Annotated in this window: 10 protein-coding genes and 2 pseudogenes; 7 read left to right on the forward strand and 5 right to left on the reverse strand. The window is 42.6% G+C overall.

All coding sequences use genetic code 11. The features are described from left to right. Nucleotides 1-6 precede the first annotated feature (6 nt). Nucleotides 7-3,291: pseudogene (locus V7K36_RS14600) on the forward strand (non-ribosomal peptide synthetase); the annotation flags it as partial. A 438-nt stretch (nucleotides 3,292-3,729) separates the two neighbouring features. Further along, nucleotides 3,730-5,235 carry a glycosyltransferase gene (locus tag V7K36_RS14605; protein ID WP_335116812.1) on the forward strand — a complete coding sequence of 502 codons (1,506 nt, stop codon included), beginning with the start codon at nucleotides 3,730-3,732 and terminating at the stop codon, nucleotides 5,233-5,235. Nucleotides 5,236-5,562: 327 nt separating this feature from the next. Here V7K36_RS14605 and V7K36_RS14610 read toward each other — a convergent pair whose 3' ends face one another. Beyond that, entirely contained in the window at nucleotides 5,563-6,690 is a 1,128-nt protein-coding gene (locus V7K36_RS14610; RefSeq protein ID WP_335116814.1) for an alpha/beta fold hydrolase, read from the reverse strand. Between the two features lie 180 nt (nucleotides 6,691-6,870). Here V7K36_RS14610 and V7K36_RS14615 point away from each other — a divergent pair, with 180 nt between their 5' ends. Then, complete coding sequence (locus V7K36_RS14615; RefSeq protein ID WP_335116816.1) at nucleotides 6,871-11,604, forward strand: amino acid adenylation domain-containing protein; 4,734 nt, start codon at nucleotides 6,871-6,873, stop codon at nucleotides 11,602-11,604. Here V7K36_RS14615 and V7K36_RS14620 read toward each other — a convergent pair. Beyond that, nucleotides 11,601-11,726: a hypothetical protein gene (locus tag V7K36_RS14620; RefSeq protein ID WP_334829617.1), complete on the reverse strand. Its 126-nt coding sequence runs from the start codon at nucleotides 11,724-11,726 to the stop codon at nucleotides 11,601-11,603. The two genes, V7K36_RS14615 and V7K36_RS14620, sit on opposite strands and share 4 nt — an antisense overlap. Before the next feature lie 130 nt (nucleotides 11,727-11,856). On the opposite strand from V7K36_RS14620, the gene gatB reads away from it, so the two are divergent. Beyond that, nucleotides 11,857-13,356 carry an Asp-tRNA(Asn)/Glu-tRNA(Gln) amidotransferase subunit GatB gene (gene gatB, locus V7K36_RS14625; RefSeq protein ID WP_335116818.1) on the forward strand — a complete coding sequence of 500 codons (1,500 nt, stop codon included), beginning with the start codon at nucleotides 11,857-11,859 and terminating at the stop codon, nucleotides 13,354-13,356. Between the two features lie 662 nt (nucleotides 13,357-14,018). After that, nucleotides 14,019-15,335, forward strand: a complete 1,317-nt coding sequence (gene argJ, locus V7K36_RS14630; protein WP_335116820.1) for a bifunctional ornithine acetyltransferase/N-acetylglutamate synthase — start codon at nucleotides 14,019-14,021, stop codon at nucleotides 15,333-15,335. Between the two features lie 342 nt (nucleotides 15,336-15,677). Here argJ and V7K36_RS14635 read toward each other — a convergent pair whose 3' ends face one another. Continuing rightward, nucleotides 15,678-16,142, reverse strand: a complete 465-nt coding sequence (locus V7K36_RS14635; protein WP_335116822.1) for a hypothetical protein — start codon at nucleotides 16,140-16,142, stop codon at nucleotides 15,678-15,680. 207 nt (nucleotides 16,143-16,349) lie between these two features. Between V7K36_RS14635 and V7K36_RS14640 the strand changes: the two are divergent. Continuing rightward, nucleotides 16,350-16,505: pseudogene (locus V7K36_RS14640) on the forward strand (DUF4351 domain-containing protein); the annotation flags it as partial. A gap of 132 nt (nucleotides 16,506-16,637) precedes the next feature. On the opposite strand, the gene V7K36_RS14645 reads toward V7K36_RS14640, so the two are convergent. After that, nucleotides 16,638-17,159, reverse strand: coding sequence for a TonB-dependent receptor domain-containing protein (locus V7K36_RS14645; RefSeq protein WP_335116824.1), 522 nt, complete (start codon nucleotides 17,157-17,159; stop codon nucleotides 16,638-16,640). Between the two features lie 202 nt (nucleotides 17,160-17,361). Beyond that, on the reverse strand, nucleotides 17,362-17,496 hold the full coding sequence (locus V7K36_RS14650; RefSeq protein WP_335116826.1) for a hypothetical protein: 135 nt from the start codon (nucleotides 17,494-17,496) through the stop codon (nucleotides 17,362-17,364). Between the two features lie 235 nt (nucleotides 17,497-17,731). Between V7K36_RS14650 and V7K36_RS14655 the strand changes: the two genes are divergently transcribed. Beyond that, nucleotides 17,732-19,057, forward strand: coding sequence for a DUF58 domain-containing protein (locus tag V7K36_RS14655; protein ID WP_335116829.1), 1,326 nt, complete (start codon nucleotides 17,732-17,734; stop codon nucleotides 19,055-19,057). Nucleotides 19,058-19,566: the final 509 nt, after the last annotated feature.

The raw sequence follows: 19,566 nt of genomic DNA on the forward strand, positions 1-19,566 counted from the left end.
ATCAATATGTCTTCTGAAGAAGTCTTCGTCTTTCCAGCATCTTTTGCTCAACAGCGCCTATGGTTCCTTGACCAGTTGATCCCTGGCAATGCTATTTATAATGTGCCGACAGTAATTCGGTTGACAGGTTCGCTTAATAAAGCCGCACTAGAACAGACTTTTAACGAAATAGTGCGTCGCCACGAAACTTTACGCACCACTTTTATTGTATTGGATGGGCAACCCCTACAGGCGATTCCTGCGGAAAGCTGCGCTAACGCACCTAGCTTAACAATACTAAACCTCCAACAATTACCAGCTGATGAACAAGAGGTTAAAGCAAAGTGCATTATTAACGCAGAGATAGAACATCCCTTCGATTTATCCTCCGCGCCATTGCTGCGAGTAATGCTCCTCGTCCTTTCCGAGACAGAACATATTCTATTATTGAATATGCACCACATTATCTGTGATGATTGGTCTATGGGGGTACTGATTCGGGAACTGGGAACGCTGTACGCAGCTTTTGCACAAAACCAGCCTTCCCCTCTATTAGAACTACCTCTTCAGTACGCCGATTTTGCTCACTGGCAACGCGAGTGGCTGCAAGGAGAAATACTCCAAACCCAGTTAGCTTACTGGCGGGAGCAATTAAACGCTATTTCCATACTGCATCTGCCTACTGACAAACCAATATCAGCTATACAAAGCTATCAAGGAGGAACACAATTTATAGAATTACCGCTCAAGCTAATTGATGCACTAGAAAAGCTGTCACAGCAAGAAGGTGTCACCTTATTTATGACGCTGCTGGCAGCATTTAAAACATTACTTTACCGCTACACACATCAAGAAGATATCGCGCTAGGTTCGCCAATTGCTAACCGTAACCGTAGTGAAATTGAAGGCATAATTGGTTTTTTTGTCAATAGTTTGGTGCTACGTAACAACTTATCTGGAAACCCCACTTTTCAGGAACTACTAGGCAGAGTACGCGAGGTAACATTAGGAGCATACAGCCACCAAGATTTACCGTTTGAAAAGTTAGTCGAAGAACTACATCCAGAGCGTAACTTGAGCCAGCACCCGCTATTTCAAGTGGTGTTTGGTTTCCAGAATGCGCCAATGTCAGCGCTAGAACTGCCTGGATTAGTACCTAGCTTTATGAATATTGACTTGAAAAAAACACGTTTTGATTTGGAACTACATCTGTGGAAGTGTTCTGAGGATTTTAGGAGCTTACTGGGTGGGAACTGGGAGTATTCTGAAGGTCTGCGAGGCGTAATGGTTTACAACACAGATTTATTTTATCAAGCTACCATTAGCCGGATGCTGAAACATTTTAAAACTCTATTGTCAAGCATTGTTATAAATCCAGAACAACGAATTGCAAATTTACCGTTATTAAGTAAAGTGGAGCTACATCAGGTATTGATGGAATGGAATAATACTAACGCATATTATCCTCAAGATAAGTGTATCCATCAATTGTTTGAAGAAAAGGTACAGCAGTATCCTGATTCTATAGCAGTAAACTTTGCTAACGAGCAACTCACTTATCAAGAGTTAAATACTCGCAGTAATAAACTCGCACAACACTTACAAAAATTAGGAGTATGTTCAGAAGTTTTAGTCGGCATTTGTATTTCACAGTCTATAGAAATGATCATCGGGTTATTAGGCATTCTGAAAGCAGGCGGAGCGTATGTTCCATTAGACCCTAGTTATCCTCAAGAGCGCCTAAATTTTATGCTTGAAGATGCACAAGTTTCAGTATTGCTGACACAAGAAAACTTGCTCAAGCATTTTGAAGGTTTCTCAAATTCAATTATTTCTATAGATCAAGACTGGGAAATTATTACTCAAGAAAAGGAAGACAATCTCAAAAGCGATTTAAATAGTGATAATTTAGCCTATGTTATTTACACCTCTGGTTCTACAGGCAAACCCAAGGGAGTTGCTGTACCTCACAAAGCTGTCAATCGGTTAGTGTGTAATACTAACTATATAAAATTGTCATCATCTGATAAAATCGCCCAAGCCGCAAATACTTCTTTTGATGCAGCCACATTCGAGATTTGGGGAGCGCTACTTAACGGCGCTCAACTTGTGGGAATTAGTAAAGATGTAACCCTTTCGCCTCACGAATTTTCATTACAACTACGAGAAAAAGGTATCAACGTTCTGTTTTTGACTACCGCCTTATTTCAACAAATTGCCAGAGATGTTCCGCAAGCTTTTGCTTCGTTGCGATATTTACTATTTGGTGGTGAGACTGTTAATATAAGATGGGTTAAAAAAGTTATCAAAGATGGTGCGCCAAAGCATTTAATTCAAGTTTATGGACCCACAGAAAATACAACATTTTCTTCTTATTATTACGTACAAGAGTTTCCAGAATCAGCCACATCTTTTCCTATTGGTCGTCCGATTACAAACACGCAGATTTATATATTAGATACCGATTTACAACTAGTGCCTATTGGCGTTACTGGCGAATTATATATTGGTGGGGAAGGATTGGCGCGAGAATATCTGAATCACCCTGAACTTACTACTAAACACTTTATTCCTCATCCTTTTAGTAAAAAAGCAAAAACACGTCTTTATAAAACAGGTGATTTAGCTCGCTATTTACCAGATGGCAATATTGAATTTTTAGGTCGGATTGATAATCAAGTAAAAATTCGCGGCTTCCGCATTGAGTTATTAGAGATTGAAGCGGTGTTGAGTCAACATCTAGCAGTCAGAGAAACTGTTGTGATTGCTGCTGAGGACGTACCTGATGATCAGTACTTGGTGGCTTATATTGTTCCCAACCAGGAACAGATACCGACGCAAGAGGTGCAAAGCTTTGCGTCCTTACTTCGTCAATTTCTCAAAGAAAAGTTACCAGAATACATGGTGCCAAGAGCATATATGATACTGGAATCTCTACCTCTAACACCTAATGGCAAAGTGGATCGTCGTGCTTTACCCACGCCTGATATAATTACTTTCAATAATCAAGATTATGTGGCACCGCGATCGCAAGTTGAAGAGTTACTTGCACAAATTTGGGCTAAAGTCTTGGGAAAAGAGCAAGTAGGCATCCACGACAATTTCTTTGAATTGGGCGGTCATTCTCTACTAGCAACTCAGCTAACTTCCCGCATCCGTGACACCTTCCAAATAGATTTGCCTGTACGCAATTTATTTGAAGCACCGACTATTGAACAACTTGCTAGGTACATTGACACAATGTGTTGGACAGCAAAAGGTGTGGATCAGACTGAAACTACGGGAATTCAGCGAGAAGAAGTGGAATTTTGAGAAACCCCTGAGTCAGGGAATCATCATACCATTTATGCCATCCGATATATGTGCGCCAGCCGCAGTAGCGATTAACTTAAGCATTAGGAAAATGCGCGAATTGGCTGGGTTTAAGCTAAACTTTTCACGTCATGTGGAAAAGTTAACGCGAAACTTAACCCCCCAGCCCCCTTCCCTGGTAGGGAAGGGGGAGAATTAAAAGCCTCTCTCCTGCAAGGAGAGAAGAATGGAAGTGAGGTTTTCCAGATACCGTTAAAAGTCAAAAGCTAAAGGGAACCAATAAAAGCCCTTTAACTTACTTTTTGATGGCATTTATGTACAGCTTCACTGCCTGTGTTTTTTAGTCTTGGGAGTTTTTAATAAGCTCACTAAGGTCTTCTGCTACCGTCTTCAAGCAAAAATCTCTAGTAGAAATCAACCTGTATTAGGAAGTGGGCTATGCACATTGGATTTCTCAACCCTCAAGGCAATTTTGATTCAGGCAATAGTCATATAACGAAACACTCAGATTTTGGTGGTCAGCTGATCTACGTTAAGCAAGTCGCCATAGCCATAGCTGAAATGGGTCATAAAGTTGATATTCTTACCCGTCAAATTATTGACCCGGAGTGGCCAGAGTTTGGTGAACCATTTGAGACATATCCAGGGGTAGATAACGTCCGCATTATCCGCTTACCAGCTGGGCCAAAAGAATTTCTGCCTAAAGAGTTTTTGTGGCCTCATCTGCTTAGTGATTGGGTACCCAACATCTTGAAATTTTATCAACAGCAGGGTGGCTTACCTGATGCAATGACTGCTCACTACGGCGATGGGGGACTATGTGGCGTTCTGATTGAAGACGAGACAGGCATACCTTTTACTTTTACTGCTCATTCTCTCGGCGCCCAAAAGATGGACAAACTGGAAGTCACCCCAGAAAATCTCACAGAAATAGACGAGCAATTCTATTTCAGATATCGCATTTTAGCCGAACGCCTGAGCATGAATCGCTCGGCTGTTAATATCACCAGTACGCGACAGGAACGCTTTGAACAGTACTCTCATCGAGTTTATCGTGGTGCTGTGGATGTAGACAACGACAACCGCTTTGCGGTAATTCCACCGGGAGCAAATTTCTCGATTTTCGGTGCAAAGGCGCGTTCCGAAAACGAGGAGGCTACCGAAGAATTCATTCAGGAGCGATTGGTACGGGACATTGCAGAACCACGTCGAGATTTGCCCGCGATCATAGCATCCAGTCGATTAGAACTTAAAAAAAACGTATTAGGGCTGGTGCAAGCCTTCGCAATGAGTCCAACACTTCAGGAACGAGCTAACTTGGTGCTACTTACAGGGGGGCTGGCCGATCCTTTACGAGAGCAGGCTAGTGACGACATGACTGAAGAGGTATTAGCCCCGATTCGGGAGGTGGTCAAAGAAAAGGACTTGTGGGGTAAGGTCAGTGCGTTTGGCTTGTCAGATCAGTCTCAAGAGTCACTGGCAGCAGCCTATCGATTTATGGTTAAACGCCGCTCGGTGTTCGCGCTAACCGCACTCTACGAACCTTTTGGGCTTGCTCCCTTAGAAGCAGCAGTTGCAGGTTTGCCAGTAATAGCGACCAAGAACGGTGGACCTAGCGAGAGCTTGCGACAGGGAAATAAGGAATATGGCGTACTCGTTGACCCAGAAGATCCTGCTGATATTGTCCGGGGATTGGAGCGGTTGCTATGTGATGCTCACCAGTGGGAGTATTTTGCCCAAGCTGGTCAGCAACGGGTGTTGAAGACCTACAGTTGGGATTCTACTGCTGAAAACTACCTGACTTTGCTTGATTCGATTCTGTCTTCACCGCAAACCCGCGATCGCGCTGAACTCCTTCCCATCCATCCCTACTTCTGTAATCCAGAATCGCAGACTGATGTTTTTTTGGAAGAATTGAGCGACATCTACTTTGGAACTAATTAAAAGATACTAAGTAGAATGGCACTAAGAAAAGCTAAATGAACGCAAAATTTATGTAATATCATGTCCGCTTGATTGCTTATTAAACCCGAAGAACCCCAAAGAGCCAAAGCTATGCTTTGTCTCCCCTCCCGAAGAGCTCTTAGGGGTTGGGGGTGGGGTTCTCTTATTATGGGTAATCAAGCGGACATGATAGAATATAAGCTTTTGCCCAAACTGTCACCACATATTTAGGATGAATTTTGACCCCCTAAAAAGGCTCTTTTGCTAACAAGGTTCGTGAACAAGCAAAGGAGGCTCCAGGTAGTCATCTCAGACTAGTGATCCCAGTTATGAGCAACCAGCACAAAACGTGCTGACTGCTTCGGAAAACTGCTGGTTTTGTTCCATCAATGCCATGTGTCCACCTGGTTTTAGGGTGACTTTCTCAGAGTAAGGCAATTCTGCTTTCATGCGATCGCTTGCAACAGGTTTAGTTGCTATATCTGAATTGCCGCAAACGACCAACACAGGTACGTTAATAGTTGCAAGTGTTTCTGTTTCATCGAACCTGAACATTGCCAGTGTGCCACGAGCCAGAACCCCAGGCGAACCCAATGCTGATAATAGACCTGCAAAACTTAGTTGACCGCGTGTTTCTGTACCCGTAAATCCAGATAGTTCGACGGTGATGTACAGCGAACCATTCAAATAGGAAAGCCAAGTCATCAACCAAAAAATCGGCCACAGCACGATAGTCAGGTACAACACAGGTTCGAGTAGCGGTTTCTGCAATTTACGTACCAAATTGCTCAATATACAAGTTTTTACCGGATTAGTATAAGTTGTATCTACAAGAATTAAGCCAGCCACCCGACTCCCTAATTGCTCTGGAAACAGGCGACAGAATGTCAGGTTAATCATCCCACCCATGCTGTGTCCTACCAGGATAACAGGTTTTTCCCCTGCGATACTGCCTTTGGGAGTGGCTGTCACCAACGCAACAACAGCTTCCAAGTCACGGGCATATTTTTCTATAGAGTGATCGTTGTTTTTCGGTTTGGAGGATTTTCCTAACCCTGGTAGATCCCAAACAATTACTCGGAAGCGATCGCTCAGTTGTCGTTTGGCATAATACCATACAGTACTGTTGGGTCCCCAACCGTGTGACAAAATAATCGGTTGACCATCCTCAGGGCCAAAAAACTCTACTTGCAGTACACTACCATCCGGCCGTGGCAAACGCTGCACGGTTTTGCTACGCATAAACTTGGGTTCCTCGGCTCCAGGACGGCGCAGCAGTGGCAAACTGATAAAACGACCACCAAAAGTCCACAAAACCATTACTAGTCCAGCCACTAAGTAGGAAGTTCCTACAAGTTCTCGTTCGTACCACTCATAGAGAATGTAGATCCCCCCGCCAAGTACCCCAACCGACAGCAGTTGAAACAGCCATACAAGTAGAAAATTATGAGGCATGAATATCATGAGCCTAAACCTTGCGATAGTTTGTTAACTGCGTTGTCTTTTAGCTTGATAGCATAGTTGAATCATCCAAGTTTCACTCCCAAGAATGATTTATACAATGTTGCAAGTGTGATAAAAATGCTGAGTTAGTTAATAACTACTAAGTAACAATAGTTGCGAAGGGGTTTAATTTTGAATACAGTTGAGTTTTTATCTTATCTTCGCAGCTTAGATATTCAAGTTTTTATTGATCGTGAAAAGTTTCGCTGTAACGCGCCTGAAGGAACTCTTACAGCAGAACTACGTGCAGAAATTCAAGAGCGTAAAGCAGAAATTATTGAATTTTTAGAAGCAACTAATCGTACTAATAACCACAGCTTTAGACCTCTAGTATCTATTTCGCGGTCAGAAAATCTTCCCCTCTCCTTTGCTCAACAACGGCTGTGGTTTATTGACCAATTAATTCCTAATAATCCTTTCTATAACATTCCACTAGCACTACATTTAACAGGTTCGCTCAATCAAGCCGCGTTAAAACAAACTTTTAACGAAATCGTGCGGCGACATGAAGTTTTACGCACTACTATTGTCATGCAGTCAGGGCAACCAGTTCAGGTAATTAATCCGACGCTAACTATTACTTTACCAGTAATAGATTTACGGCAATTGCCACAAGCCGAACGAGAAATACAAGCACGACAACTCACTACTCAAGAAGCTCAACGTCCTTTCAATTTATCAACTGATTCGTTGCTGCAAGTAAAACTACTGTGGTTGTATGAGACACAATACATCCTGCTGCTGACTATGCACCACATTGTCTGTGATGGTTGGTCTATTGGGGTGCTGATTCAAGAGATAGCAGCACTTTACACTGCCTTTGCTAGCAATCAGCCTTCTCCTCTACCGAAACTTACAATCCAATATGCAGATTTTGCGTACTGGCAACGCCAATGGTTGCAAGGGGAACTATTAGAAAAGCAACTCGGTTACTGGCAAAAGCAATTAGACGGCATTTCTATGCTGAATCTGCCAACCGACAGACCAAGACTAGCTGCTCAAAGTTACCAGGGTGCAAGGCAATCTCTGCAATTATCAAAAAGTTTGAGCGAAGCACTTTTAGCTCTCGCACAGCAAGAAGGGGTAACTTTATTTATAACCCTACTAGCAGCATTCCAAGTTTTACTTTACCGCTACACACAACAAGAAGATATTACTATTGGTTCACCTATTGCCAATCGCAACCGGAGTGAAATTGAGGGATTAATTGGTTTTTTTGTCAACAGCTTAGTACTGCGTACCCAACTAAGTGGAAACCCAACTTTTCGGGAATTATTGAGTCGAGTCAAAGAGGTAGCTTTAGGAGCTTATGCTCATCAAGATTTACCTTTTGAAAAACTTGTCGAAGAACTGCATCCAGAGCGTAATTTGAATCAAAATCCGCTCTTTCAAGTTGTTTTTGCGCTCCAAAATACGCCTATATCTGCGTTAGAGTTACCTAGTTTAACTTTGAGTCCACTACCATTTGAAACCGAAACAACACGTTTTGATTTGGAGTTCCACTTGTGGGAGCCAAATACTCAAAATGGGTTATGGGCAGATAGCTCAGAAGGAATTAGTGGTTTTGTAATTTACAGCACTGATTTGTTTGATGACGCAACGATCACCAGGATGCTAGGGCACTTTCAAATATTACTGTCAGGTATAGTTGCAGATCCCGAACAGCGAATTGCACAATTACCACTTTTAAGCGAATCTGAGCTAGATAAATTATTAGTTGGATGGAACAATACTCGGTTAGATTATCCTCAAGATAAGTGTATTCATCAGTTATTTGAGAGCGTAGCACAACAGAATCCTGATGCGATTGCGTTAAACGCACGCTCCGCGAACGCACTAGTATTTGGCGATGAGCAACTCAGTTATAAAGAGTTAAATATACGTAGCAATAAACTTGCACATTATCTAAAAAAGTTAGGAGTTAAAACCGAAGTTTTAGTAGGACTTTGTGTAGAACGCTCTTTTGATATGGTAATGGGAATGTTGGGCATCCTGAAAGCAGGCGGAGCTTATGTACCTTTAGATCCGAGCTATCCATCTGAACGTTTAAACTTTATGCTTGAAGATGCTCAAGTTTCAGTTTTATTAACTCAAGAGCGATGGCTTGAACGCCTGAAAAACTATAATTCAGAGGTAATCTGTTTAGATAAAGATTGGGAGATTATTTCTCAAGAGATTCAAGATAACCCTACTAGTAAAGTTACAGTAGATAACCTCACTTATGTTATTTATACCTCTGGCTCAACTGGAAAACCTAAAGGGGTTAAAATTGAACACAGAGGATTGTTAAATTTAGTTTTTTGGCATCAAAAAGCGTTTACAGTTTCACCCTTTGACCGAGCAACGCAGATTTGCAAAGTTGGCTTTGACGCTTGCGGTTGGGAAATTTGGCCTTATCTTATTGCTGGGGCAAGCATTTATTTTGTAGATGATGAAATCAGGCAAATACCTGAACATCTCCGAGATTGGCTAATATCAAAAGCGATAACAATTACCTTGTTACCAACTCCTTTAGCAGAGAAAATTATCTTATTAGATTTTGCTAATAACGCAGCTTTACGAATATTACTCACAGGTGGCGACAGACTAAATCAATATCCTTTAGCTGACCATCCTTTCCAGTTAGTTAACAATTATGGGCCAACTGAGAACACGGTTGTGACAACTTCTGGTGATATTTCTGTTAAGAATAAAGATAATTTAGCACCCGGAATTGGTCGTGCGATCGCCAATACACAACTTTACATATTAGATAAACATTTACAACCAGTACCTATTGGCGTTTCGGGAGAGTTGTACATAAGTGGTGATGGATTGGCACGAGGTTATTTAAAATGTCCTGACTTAACTGCTGAATACTTCATTGATCATACTTTTACTAATAAGTTAAAAGCAAGACTTTATAAAACAGGTGATTTAGTTCGCTATCGTGTAGATGGCAACATTGAATTTTTAGGTCGTCTCGACGAACAGGTAAAAATTCGCGGCTACCGCATTGAGTTGGGAGAAATTGAAGCCGTACTGACTCAGCATCCAGCAGTGCAGCAAACTATAGTAATAATTCGTGAGGATAAAGGGGAAAAGCGCCTAGTAGCTTATGTAGTACCAAAAACTGAATATAGCAGTGAACAGGAGAATATGCAATTAATGCAATTGCAAAATGAGCAAGTTTTGCAATGGCAGATGCTCTATAACGAAACTTATAATCAACCTGCTGATTCCGATCCAAAATTGAATATTGTCGGCTGGAATAGTAGTTACACAAATCAGCCTATTCCAGCAGAGCAGATGCATGAGTGGGTGAATAACCAAGTCGAGCAAATTTTGGCTTGGGAACCCAAACGAGTCTTAGAAATTGGTTGTGGAACAGGTTTGATTCTGTTTAAGATTGCACCTGACTGCACTAAATATTGGGGAACAGACTTTTCCTCAGTTTCACTTAACTACATTCAGCAGCAGTTAGAAAAGCAAGAAATACCGCAGGTAACGTTGTATGAGCAAATGGCTACTGACTTTGAAAAAGTAGAAACAGCAGCTTTTGATGCAGTAATTCTGAACTCGGTTGTACAATATTTTCCTAGTATTGATTACCTGATTCGTGTATTAGAAGGTGCTGTGAGGGCAACTGCTCCGGGTGGCTTTATCTTCATAGGAGATGTGCGTAGTCTGCCACTCTTGCAAGCTTTCCATGCGTCAGTGCAACTGTATCAAGCTGAACCTTCCCTTACCCGCTCCGAGTTACAGCAACGGGTTCAAATGCAAATTTTCCAAGAAACAGAGTTAGTTATTGAGCCAGATTTTTTTACTGCAATAAAGCAACGCTTTCCGCAGATTAATCATGTACAAATTAAACTGATGCGGGGTAAACATCACAATGAGCTAACTGATTTTCGTTACAATGTGATTCTTCATGTTAGTGGCGAAAGTGTTAATAATACTGAAAATTATTCAGTCCGAAACTGGTCTGAAGATAATTTAACAGTCTCAGCAGTGCATCAGTTATTAATTGAGAATCAACCAGAAATATTAAGCATTATCAATGTACCTAATGCGCGGGTGATGTCAGCAGTTAAAATAGTAGAATGGCTATCAGACGTAGAAGATTTTAAAACTGTAGGTCAAATACGCAAAGCTTTGCAAGAAATCGAAAATTTCGGAGTAGAACCAGAAGATTTCTATGCGCTGAATGTACCTTATAAGATTGATATTACCTGGTCACATTTAAGTGTTGAAAGACATTATGATGTGATTTTTATACGGCACGATGCAGTAAGTAAGAGAACTATTTTTCCACATAGCACGACTCACTCTCGTCCTTGGGAATCTTACGCCAATAATCCCTTACAAGCCAAAGCAGCGCGTAAATTAGTGCCGCAATTGCAGACTTACATAGCAGAAAAACTACCTGAGTACATGATACCCTCAGCTTTTGTAGTATTGGAGTGTTTACCTCTAACAGCTAATGGTAAAGTCAATCGCCGCGCCTTAAGAGCATTCCATGATGCAATCAAGCTCCAATTCCCTGAAACTTATATCGCACCTCAGACTCCTATTGAAGAAGTGCTAGTGAAAATCTTTGCTGAGGTTTTGGGACTTAAGCGCGTAGGAATTTATGACAATTTCTTTGAATTAGGTGGTCATTCATTACTGGCAACTCAGCTTGTCTCTAGAGTGCGCGACGCCTTATATGTGGAGTTACCTTTGCGTAGCGTATTTGAAGCATCGACAATTGCACAACTATCTAAGGTGGTGGAAAGCCTTAAAGAAAGCAATGCTCAAAGTCAAGCCCCAGTTTTAGTACCACTATCGCGTGAAAGTCGGCGGATTAAGTTATCTTCCTTAAACGAAGAGAGCAAGAGGCATTAAGGGACTTCCAAAAAATAAAATATCCCCCAATAGTTATTCCACGTTCCTAAGATGGTTCCCAGTTCGCGGGCTAGGGTAGATTTACCAGAACCCCCAGAACCAATGATTAAGATTTTCTTCATCTTTGGTTTGCATCTCCCTTTTCAAACTCAAGAGGGTAAGCATTGCTCACCCAAATAACCGTCTTCAGCGTAACTCAATACGCCGCTACAATAGTACCACGAGAAGGATTATTGCCCAAATATTGATATTATGACCACTGCTACGACCGTAAAAACTGAGTATGAAGCGATTATTGGTCTAGAAACCCATTGTCAGCTGAGTACCAACACCAAGATTTTCTCTAATAGCTCGACGGCATTCGGTGCTGACCCCAATACTAACATTGACCCGGTTTGTATGGGTTTACCTGGGGTCTTACCTGTACTCAATGAAAAAGTATTAGAATACGCCGTCAAGGCTGGTTTGGCACTAAATTGTCAAATCGCTAAATATAGCAAATTTGACCGGAAACAGTATTTTTATCCTGACTTACCCAAAAATTACCAAATTTCTCAATATGATCTACCGATCGCAGAACATGGTTGGTTAGAAATTGAGTTGGTAGATGCTGAGGGTAATCCCATTCGCAAACGCATTGGTATCACACGTCTGCACATGGAGGAAGATGCTGGAAAATTAGTACACGCAGGCAGTGTTGGCGAAGCCTCTCGGAACGAGACTCGCCTCTCCGGTTCTACCTATTCTCTGGTAGACTACAATCGCGCAGGTATACCTTTAGTGGAAATTGTCTCGGAACCTGATTTGCGTTCGGGATTAGAAGCTGCTGAATATGCCGAAGAGTTGCGCCGGATTGTGCGCTATCTCGGCGTGAGTGATGGTAATATGCAAGAAGGATCTCTGCGCTGCGATGTCAACATTTCCGTGCGTCCAGTGGGACGAAAGGAGTTTGGCACCAAGGTAGAAATTAAAAACATGAACTCGTTCAGCGCCATCCAACGGGCGATTGACTACGAAATTGAGCGCCAAATCGCCGCCATCGAAGCAGGCGCGAGCATTATTCAAGAAACTCGGCTGTGGGAAGAAGGCGCTCAACGCACAAGTAGTATGCGGGTAAAGGAAGGTTCTAGCGATTACCGCTACTTCCCCGAACCAGATTTAGCACCAATTGAGGTGTCAAATGAACAATTAGAGAAATGGCGCAGCGAATTACCAGAACTACCAGCCCAAAAACGCCATCATTATGAAAGTGAGTTGGGGCTTTCGGCTTATGATGCGCGAGTGTTGACAGAAGATCATCCAGTAGCCAAATATTTTGAAACTGCGATCGCAGCTGGAGCAAATCCCAAAGCTGCTGCTAACTGGATTACTCAAGATATTGCAGCACACCTCAATAAGCAAAAACTCAGTATTACTGAAATCGCCCTGACTCCCACCAATTTAGCTGAGATTATCACTCGCATTGAAACGGGCAAAATTAGCAATGCTCAAGCTAAAGAAAAGTTGCCAGATTTACTCAGTGGTATTTCTCCTGAAAAAGCCTTTGCTGGTCAAGAGCTAATCACCGATCCTAGTGTATTGGAACCGATCGTTGATGAAGTCATAGCCGCTAATCCCAAAGAACTAGAAAAGTATCGCAACGGTAACACCAACCTCAAAGGCTTCTTTGTCGGACAGGTTCTAAAAAAGACAGGCAAACGTGCTGATCCTAAGCTGACTAACGAATTGATGGAGAAGAAACTGAACGCCTAGTAGTCTGTCAACTCAACTTTGCTGGCTGCGAGGAGCAGAAGGGCAGGGGGAGATGAGGGAGATGAGGGAGACAAGGAGAATAACCAATGCCCTATGCCCAATCCCCCAAGTCAGTATTTTCCCGGTGTTCTTCACAGAATCTTCATATAAAAAATGGTGACAGCCCGCATACCAAAAATGATATGCTGTGGTAAGTAGATGCACCCTGATGATCTGGAGAGCTGCTGAAGTGGCTCTCTTTTTTATTTGATTTTTGTGGTATTTACGGTTAACTTCATAATATTATTAAGAATAATTTCCATTAAATAAGTATTAACCCTTAGATTAGAAATGATAGAGTGTACTAAGTAGATACACCGTGATGATCTGGAGACCGACCCAAGTGGCTCTCCTTTTTTGCTTTTATCTTTCGTCATAAGAAAGGTAAAAACAATTATGCCAATCGCCAACTGGTGCATTATTATTACCATCAGCAAATAAACTCACAACAAAAGGGGCTGAGGACTGAGGACTGGGAAGCAGGGGAAGAATAATAACTCCTGTACAGCACGCGATTAATCGCGTCTCTCCTGTACAGACGCGATTAATCGCGTCTCTCTTAATTCAACACTTTTCCAAAGCACAAATTGACCTATCCAACCTGATAGTTATAAGGAAGAATAATGGCAGAAGATTGGCAAAAAATAACAGGTGGCATCACAGCACCAAGGGGGTATCAGGCGGCGGGAATTACCGCAGGATTGAAACCTTCGGGGTTGCCAGATTTAGCTTTGATATTCTCAGAGGTGGAAGCGATCGCAGCTGGTGTGTTCACCACCAGCCAAGTTAAAGCTGCCTGCGTAGAATATTGTCGCCAACGCTTGCAAGCCAAACATAGCGCTCGTGCCATCCTCTGCAACGCCGGACAAGCAAATGCCGCTACAGGGACTCAAGGCTACCTTGATACCTTAGAATCTGCTATGGCAGTAGCCCAAGCATTGAACATCTCGTCTGAATCTGTGTTATTGGCTTCCACTGGCGTGATTGGTCAAAGAATTAAGATGGATGCTTTGCGAAGCGGGATTCCCAAGGTAGTAGCAGCACTCTCAGAAACCGGCTCAGATGCCGCCGCCGGGGCGATTATCACTACAGACTTGGTAACTAAATCCATTGCTCTAGAGACAACTATAGGCGATCGCCCGGTACGAATTGGCGGTATTGCCAAAGGTTCCGGCATGATTCACCCAAACATGGCAACCATGCTGGCATTTGTGACTTGTGATGCTGTGGTTTCGCCTCACCTTTGGCAGCAAATGTTAGCAAGGGCAGCTGATAGAAGCTTTAATTCCATTACCGTGGATGGTGATACCAGTACCAACGACAGCTTAATTGCCTTGGCAAATGGTCAATCTCGCACCCCAGCAATTACAGAATGGGGCGCAGAAGCAGAGAAATTAGAGGCGATGTTAACAGCAGTTTGCCAGCATTTAGCCAAAGCGATCGCTCGTGATGGTGAAGGCGCAACCTGTCTAATTGAAGTGGAAATAACAGGGGCCCATGATGAACTCTCAGCCCGACAAATAGCTAAAATCATCGCTGGTTCATCCTTAGTTAAATCTGCAATCTTTGGACGTGATCCCAACTGGGGACGCATAGCCGCCGCCGCCGGACGTGCAGGTGTACCCTTTGAGCAAGAAAACCTGCAAATTAAGCTAGGCGATTTCTTAATGTTAGAAAATGGGCAACCTCTGCAATTTGACCGTGCAGCAGCGAGTGCTTATTTGAAAAAAGCAGCGGCGGATTCTTCGCTGCCCAAAGACTTCATTGCCACTAATAATAGTAATGATTTATCCTTTGATAGAAGCACTATTAAAGCCCAACGAGTAGATAATCCGGTGATCATTGCAGTCAGCATTGGCAATGGCCATGGTTCAGGTAAAGCTTGGGGTTGCGATTTGAGTTACGACTACGTGAGAATTAACGCCGAGTATACTACGTGAACTACTCCGACTTGTTTTGAGAGTGGAACTAGGATCACAGAAATTATCAGCAAAAAATTCATTTAATAAAAATCCATCCCTTACAAAACTGTAGTTCTTTCCCTATGAAAAGAAAAAACCCTCATCCCCCAGCCCCTTCTCCCAATATTGGGAGAAGGAGAGCCAAAAATAAGTCCCTCTCCCTACTTGGGAGAGGGATTTACGGTGAGGGCAAAAACTACGGTTCTCAACATAGATGAGGTTAAAAATCCATCCCTTGCAAAACTGGTTAACCTATTAACCACCTTTACCTTGACTTGAAGGATAACTCACAATGGTTGAAAAACTTTAGATAAATCAAGATTATAGTGATTCGATGCCAAATTCTAAGGGGCGATCGCTGACAATTGTAAAAGCTTGCTCAGGGGAAATTTCTGGTCTTCTTAAAAAGAAATATTCTCTAGCATCAGAACCATAGTTAAAACCTACAATTACCACAAACTCTTTTCTTGGGTCGTAGTTGTCAATAAAAGCGCAAAACTGAGCATATAGTATTGGTTGTCTAGCGGCTGCTGCTGAGAGTTGCATTATCTGCCAAGCTTCAGTGCCTTTAGCAGTATAGTGCATTCTGTCTCCTAGCTGCGATACACCTTCAATCACCGAAAAATTATTGCCACTAGTATGTTCTATCTGGAGTACTTTATGCAGATATAGGTAGCCCCTGCCTAGTTTTTGGAAGAACTTCCATGCTTGGGCGCTAAAAAGGACTTCACCTATACAAACGAGATTTTCGGCGATTTGCTGCTGAATTTGCTTTTCAGGTGTCATAGTAATTCCTAATTCGTAATTTTTAATTCGTAATTAAGACACACTTTAAAAAAGTTTGATCAAGGCGGTTTTCAAAACTTTACCCTGGGTTTCAAAAAAGACATCCAATCCCAATTTGGGATGGGTGGAATATTTTTTCTGACTTTAAGTTAACACAATTCTCAAGACTCGCAAGTTTCAGGTTAATCTAAAAGCTTAAAATATCAAGAGCGATCGCTCATTCTTCGTCAACTAACTCGACTCTTAGGAGAATTACCTCAACGGGTTGAAACTCTCTCGTTAGAATAATTAGAAAATCTTGGTGAGGCACTGTTAGATTTTACTAGTGTGGCTGATTTACTCTCAAGGCTAGAAGCGCGATGAGCTTCTAGCCTTGAGCCAAGACTAATCCTTTCAAACTTCCAGATTGAATTTCAGATGTTGTCCAGAAATTAAAACTGTATTAAAGCAAGTTGTTCAGCCGACACTCATCGCCCTCCATTCACCTCACTAACCTTAAAACTCCAACGAAATTGTGCCCTGCACAGTGAACGGCTCGCCAGGATAAACACGCAAAATGTTGCTAGCAGACTCAAAATAATCCACATCAAACAGATTTCTGAAATTCACCTGTGCGCGCAGCTGTCCTTGTTTATAGAAAATGGCAGCATTAGTACGGAAATAGCTCGGCAATTCAAAGTCATTTTCTAAATCTCCCTGGCGATCGCCCACGTAGAATAATCCCAAACCAAAGCCGAGTCCTTTGAGACTACCAGATTGAATTTCATACTTCATCCACAAATTGAAGCTATTTTTGGGTACATTGTAGAGGCGATTACCGGGTGTGTAAGTCTGGTCCTCGGTGATTTTGGCATCCGTGTAAGCATAACCTGCAATCACATTCTGCCCCAAAGTCGGCGGATATTGACAGATCCAATCCCACTGATTGGATTGATCCCTTGCAGTCATCAAAGGGGTAATTTCTTTAGCTTCCTGCCACAGTTCTTTGTGTGCCTTCTGTGAGATAGTGATGGTCATGGTGAGTCTTGGGGTAGGTCAGGTAAATGGTCAATCTAGACGGCTAATTGTAAGCTGTAGATAAGAATAATTTGCATCTTTATTGAAAGCGACGGCAAACCAGTACAACCTCGTAGGCAAGGAGGAAAGCCGCCCCGTTGCTTGGGGCATAATATTCGTAGTCCTCAATCGCAAACCACAGTTGGGGGTACACTTCGATATTTCACACATATCTTTTGCCAAGTTGTCTGAGTACTTGACAATAGGATTCAAATGGCTCTGATGAGTTTTGCTGGCTATTTTTGGCAGCTTTTGCCCATAATTCTTGCCACTCTGAGATAGTGGGGGTAATGGTCATAGTTGGCGACTGGTAGATAGAATTCAATTAATGATAATTACTTTCAATAATTTTACGACAATTTATCCTTAATGATTTAGGATTGCTATTAATGCTATTAAGCTTTTTAATTGCCAAACGCCATGCAAAACCGCAATTTGACAGCTAGCGACATTGCCCTAGACTTCCTCTTTAACCGCTTTGCCTATGATGACGTAGGTTAAGCTAATCTTCTCCTAACTTCTGACTCTAAAAAATGGTTCCTTCCAGACGAGTTTATTTACTGTTGGTTTTGGGTATAGCGATCGCCCCGATCCTATGCCTTTTTCTCAACATTAAAGCAACGATCGCCATCACTTTGCTATTTGATGCGATCGTTCTCGGATTGATGGTTGTAGATGGTTTACAGGTGCGGCGTTCTCGCGTGCAAATTACCCGCGAACTACCGTTGCGATTATCCATTGGGCGGGATAATCCGGTGGTGCTGAAGGTGACATCGCCAAATGCCAACGCCTTAATTGAAATCTGCGATTACTACCCAACAGGGTTTGGTGTATCTGCAACCTCACTCCGGGCTATTGTTAAGAGTAATACCACTCAAGAATTGACATATACCGTCAAACCAACACAGCGGGGAGAATTTCCTTGGGGAAATATTCAAGTCCGACAGTTGGGAATTTGGGGATTAGCTTGGGATGATTGGCAAATTCCCCAAAGTCTGCCAGTGAAAGTTTATCCTGATTTAGTGGGATTGCGATCGCTCACAATTCGTTTGACATTGCAATCATCAGGATCAATGCGCCAATCTCGCAAAACTGGTATTGGTACAGAGTTTGCCGAACTGCGGAACTATCGCACTGGTGACGATTTGCGGTTTATTGATTGGAAAGCTACCGCCCGTCGCGTTGGGGCTTATGGTAATGCAATGCCACTGGTGAGGGTTTTGGAACCAGAACAGGAACAAACATTACTTATCTTGCTTGATCGTGGACGGTTGATGACAGCAAAGGTGCAGAATTTGCAGAGGTTTGACTGGGGTTTGAATGCAACTTTATCCTTAGCTTTGGCGGGGTTACATCGAGGCGATCGCGTGGGTGTTGGTGTATTTGACCGCCAGATGCATACGTGGATTCCCCCAGAACGTGGTCAACATCATTTGAATCAGCTAATTGATTGCTTAACTCCAATTCAACCAATGTTATTTGAATCTGATTATTTGGGGGCGGTGACAAATGTTTTGCAGCGTCAAACTCGCAGGGCGCTTGTAGTCGTGATTACCGACTTAGTTGATGTCACGGCTTCTACAGAACTTCTGGGCGCACTCTCCAAGCTAGCACCCCGCTATCTCCCATTTTGCGTGACTCTGCGAGATCCGCAAGTTGATCGTTTGGCACACACCTTCACAGATGATGTTACAGATGCTTATGCCCGTGCAGTAGCACTCGATTTATTAATGCAACGACAAGTAGCATTTGCCCAGCTGAAACAAAAAGGTGTATTGGTACTAGATGCACCAGCAAACCAAATTGCCGATCAGTTAGTTGAGCGATATCTGCAACTCAAAGCGCGAAATCAGCTTTAGCTAATTGCATTGATGAATCAAATGTGAGCCGCTAAAAATAGCATCTCACATTCTGTGTCTAATATAATGTCCGCTTGATTACTTATTAAACCCGAAGAACCTCACCCCGCCAAAGCTGCGTTTTGTCTCCCCTCCCGAAGAGCGGGGAGGGGATTAAGGGGTGGGGTGCAATGACTGTGGGAATCACAACTAATTATGCGGACATGATATCCCTCTTCTGTCACTCTCGGAAAACTTTTGGCATTTCTGAATTCTAGAGCTTTTGTATATGAAGCGATCGCGCGATTATTTTCTAATAACAAATACAAGACCAATTTTTTTCTAATAGGATAGCTTGTATTGATTGCCTCATGAGGCTTCTAGCGATCGCCCTCCCGGAAAGTGACAGAAGAGGGATAACAAAGCTTACCTCAAATATATAGCAACCGCCAAGGTGGTTTGGGCATAAACTAGAAGTAGTCCCTTTCGTTATCCTGCAAAACGCGATCGCTGTAAATATGCCCAAACCC

Source organism: Nostoc sp. (assembly GCF_036919555.1).
In the GTDB taxonomy this organism is placed as follows: Bacteria; Cyanobacteriota; Cyanobacteriia; order Cyanobacteriales; family Nostocaceae; genus Nostoc.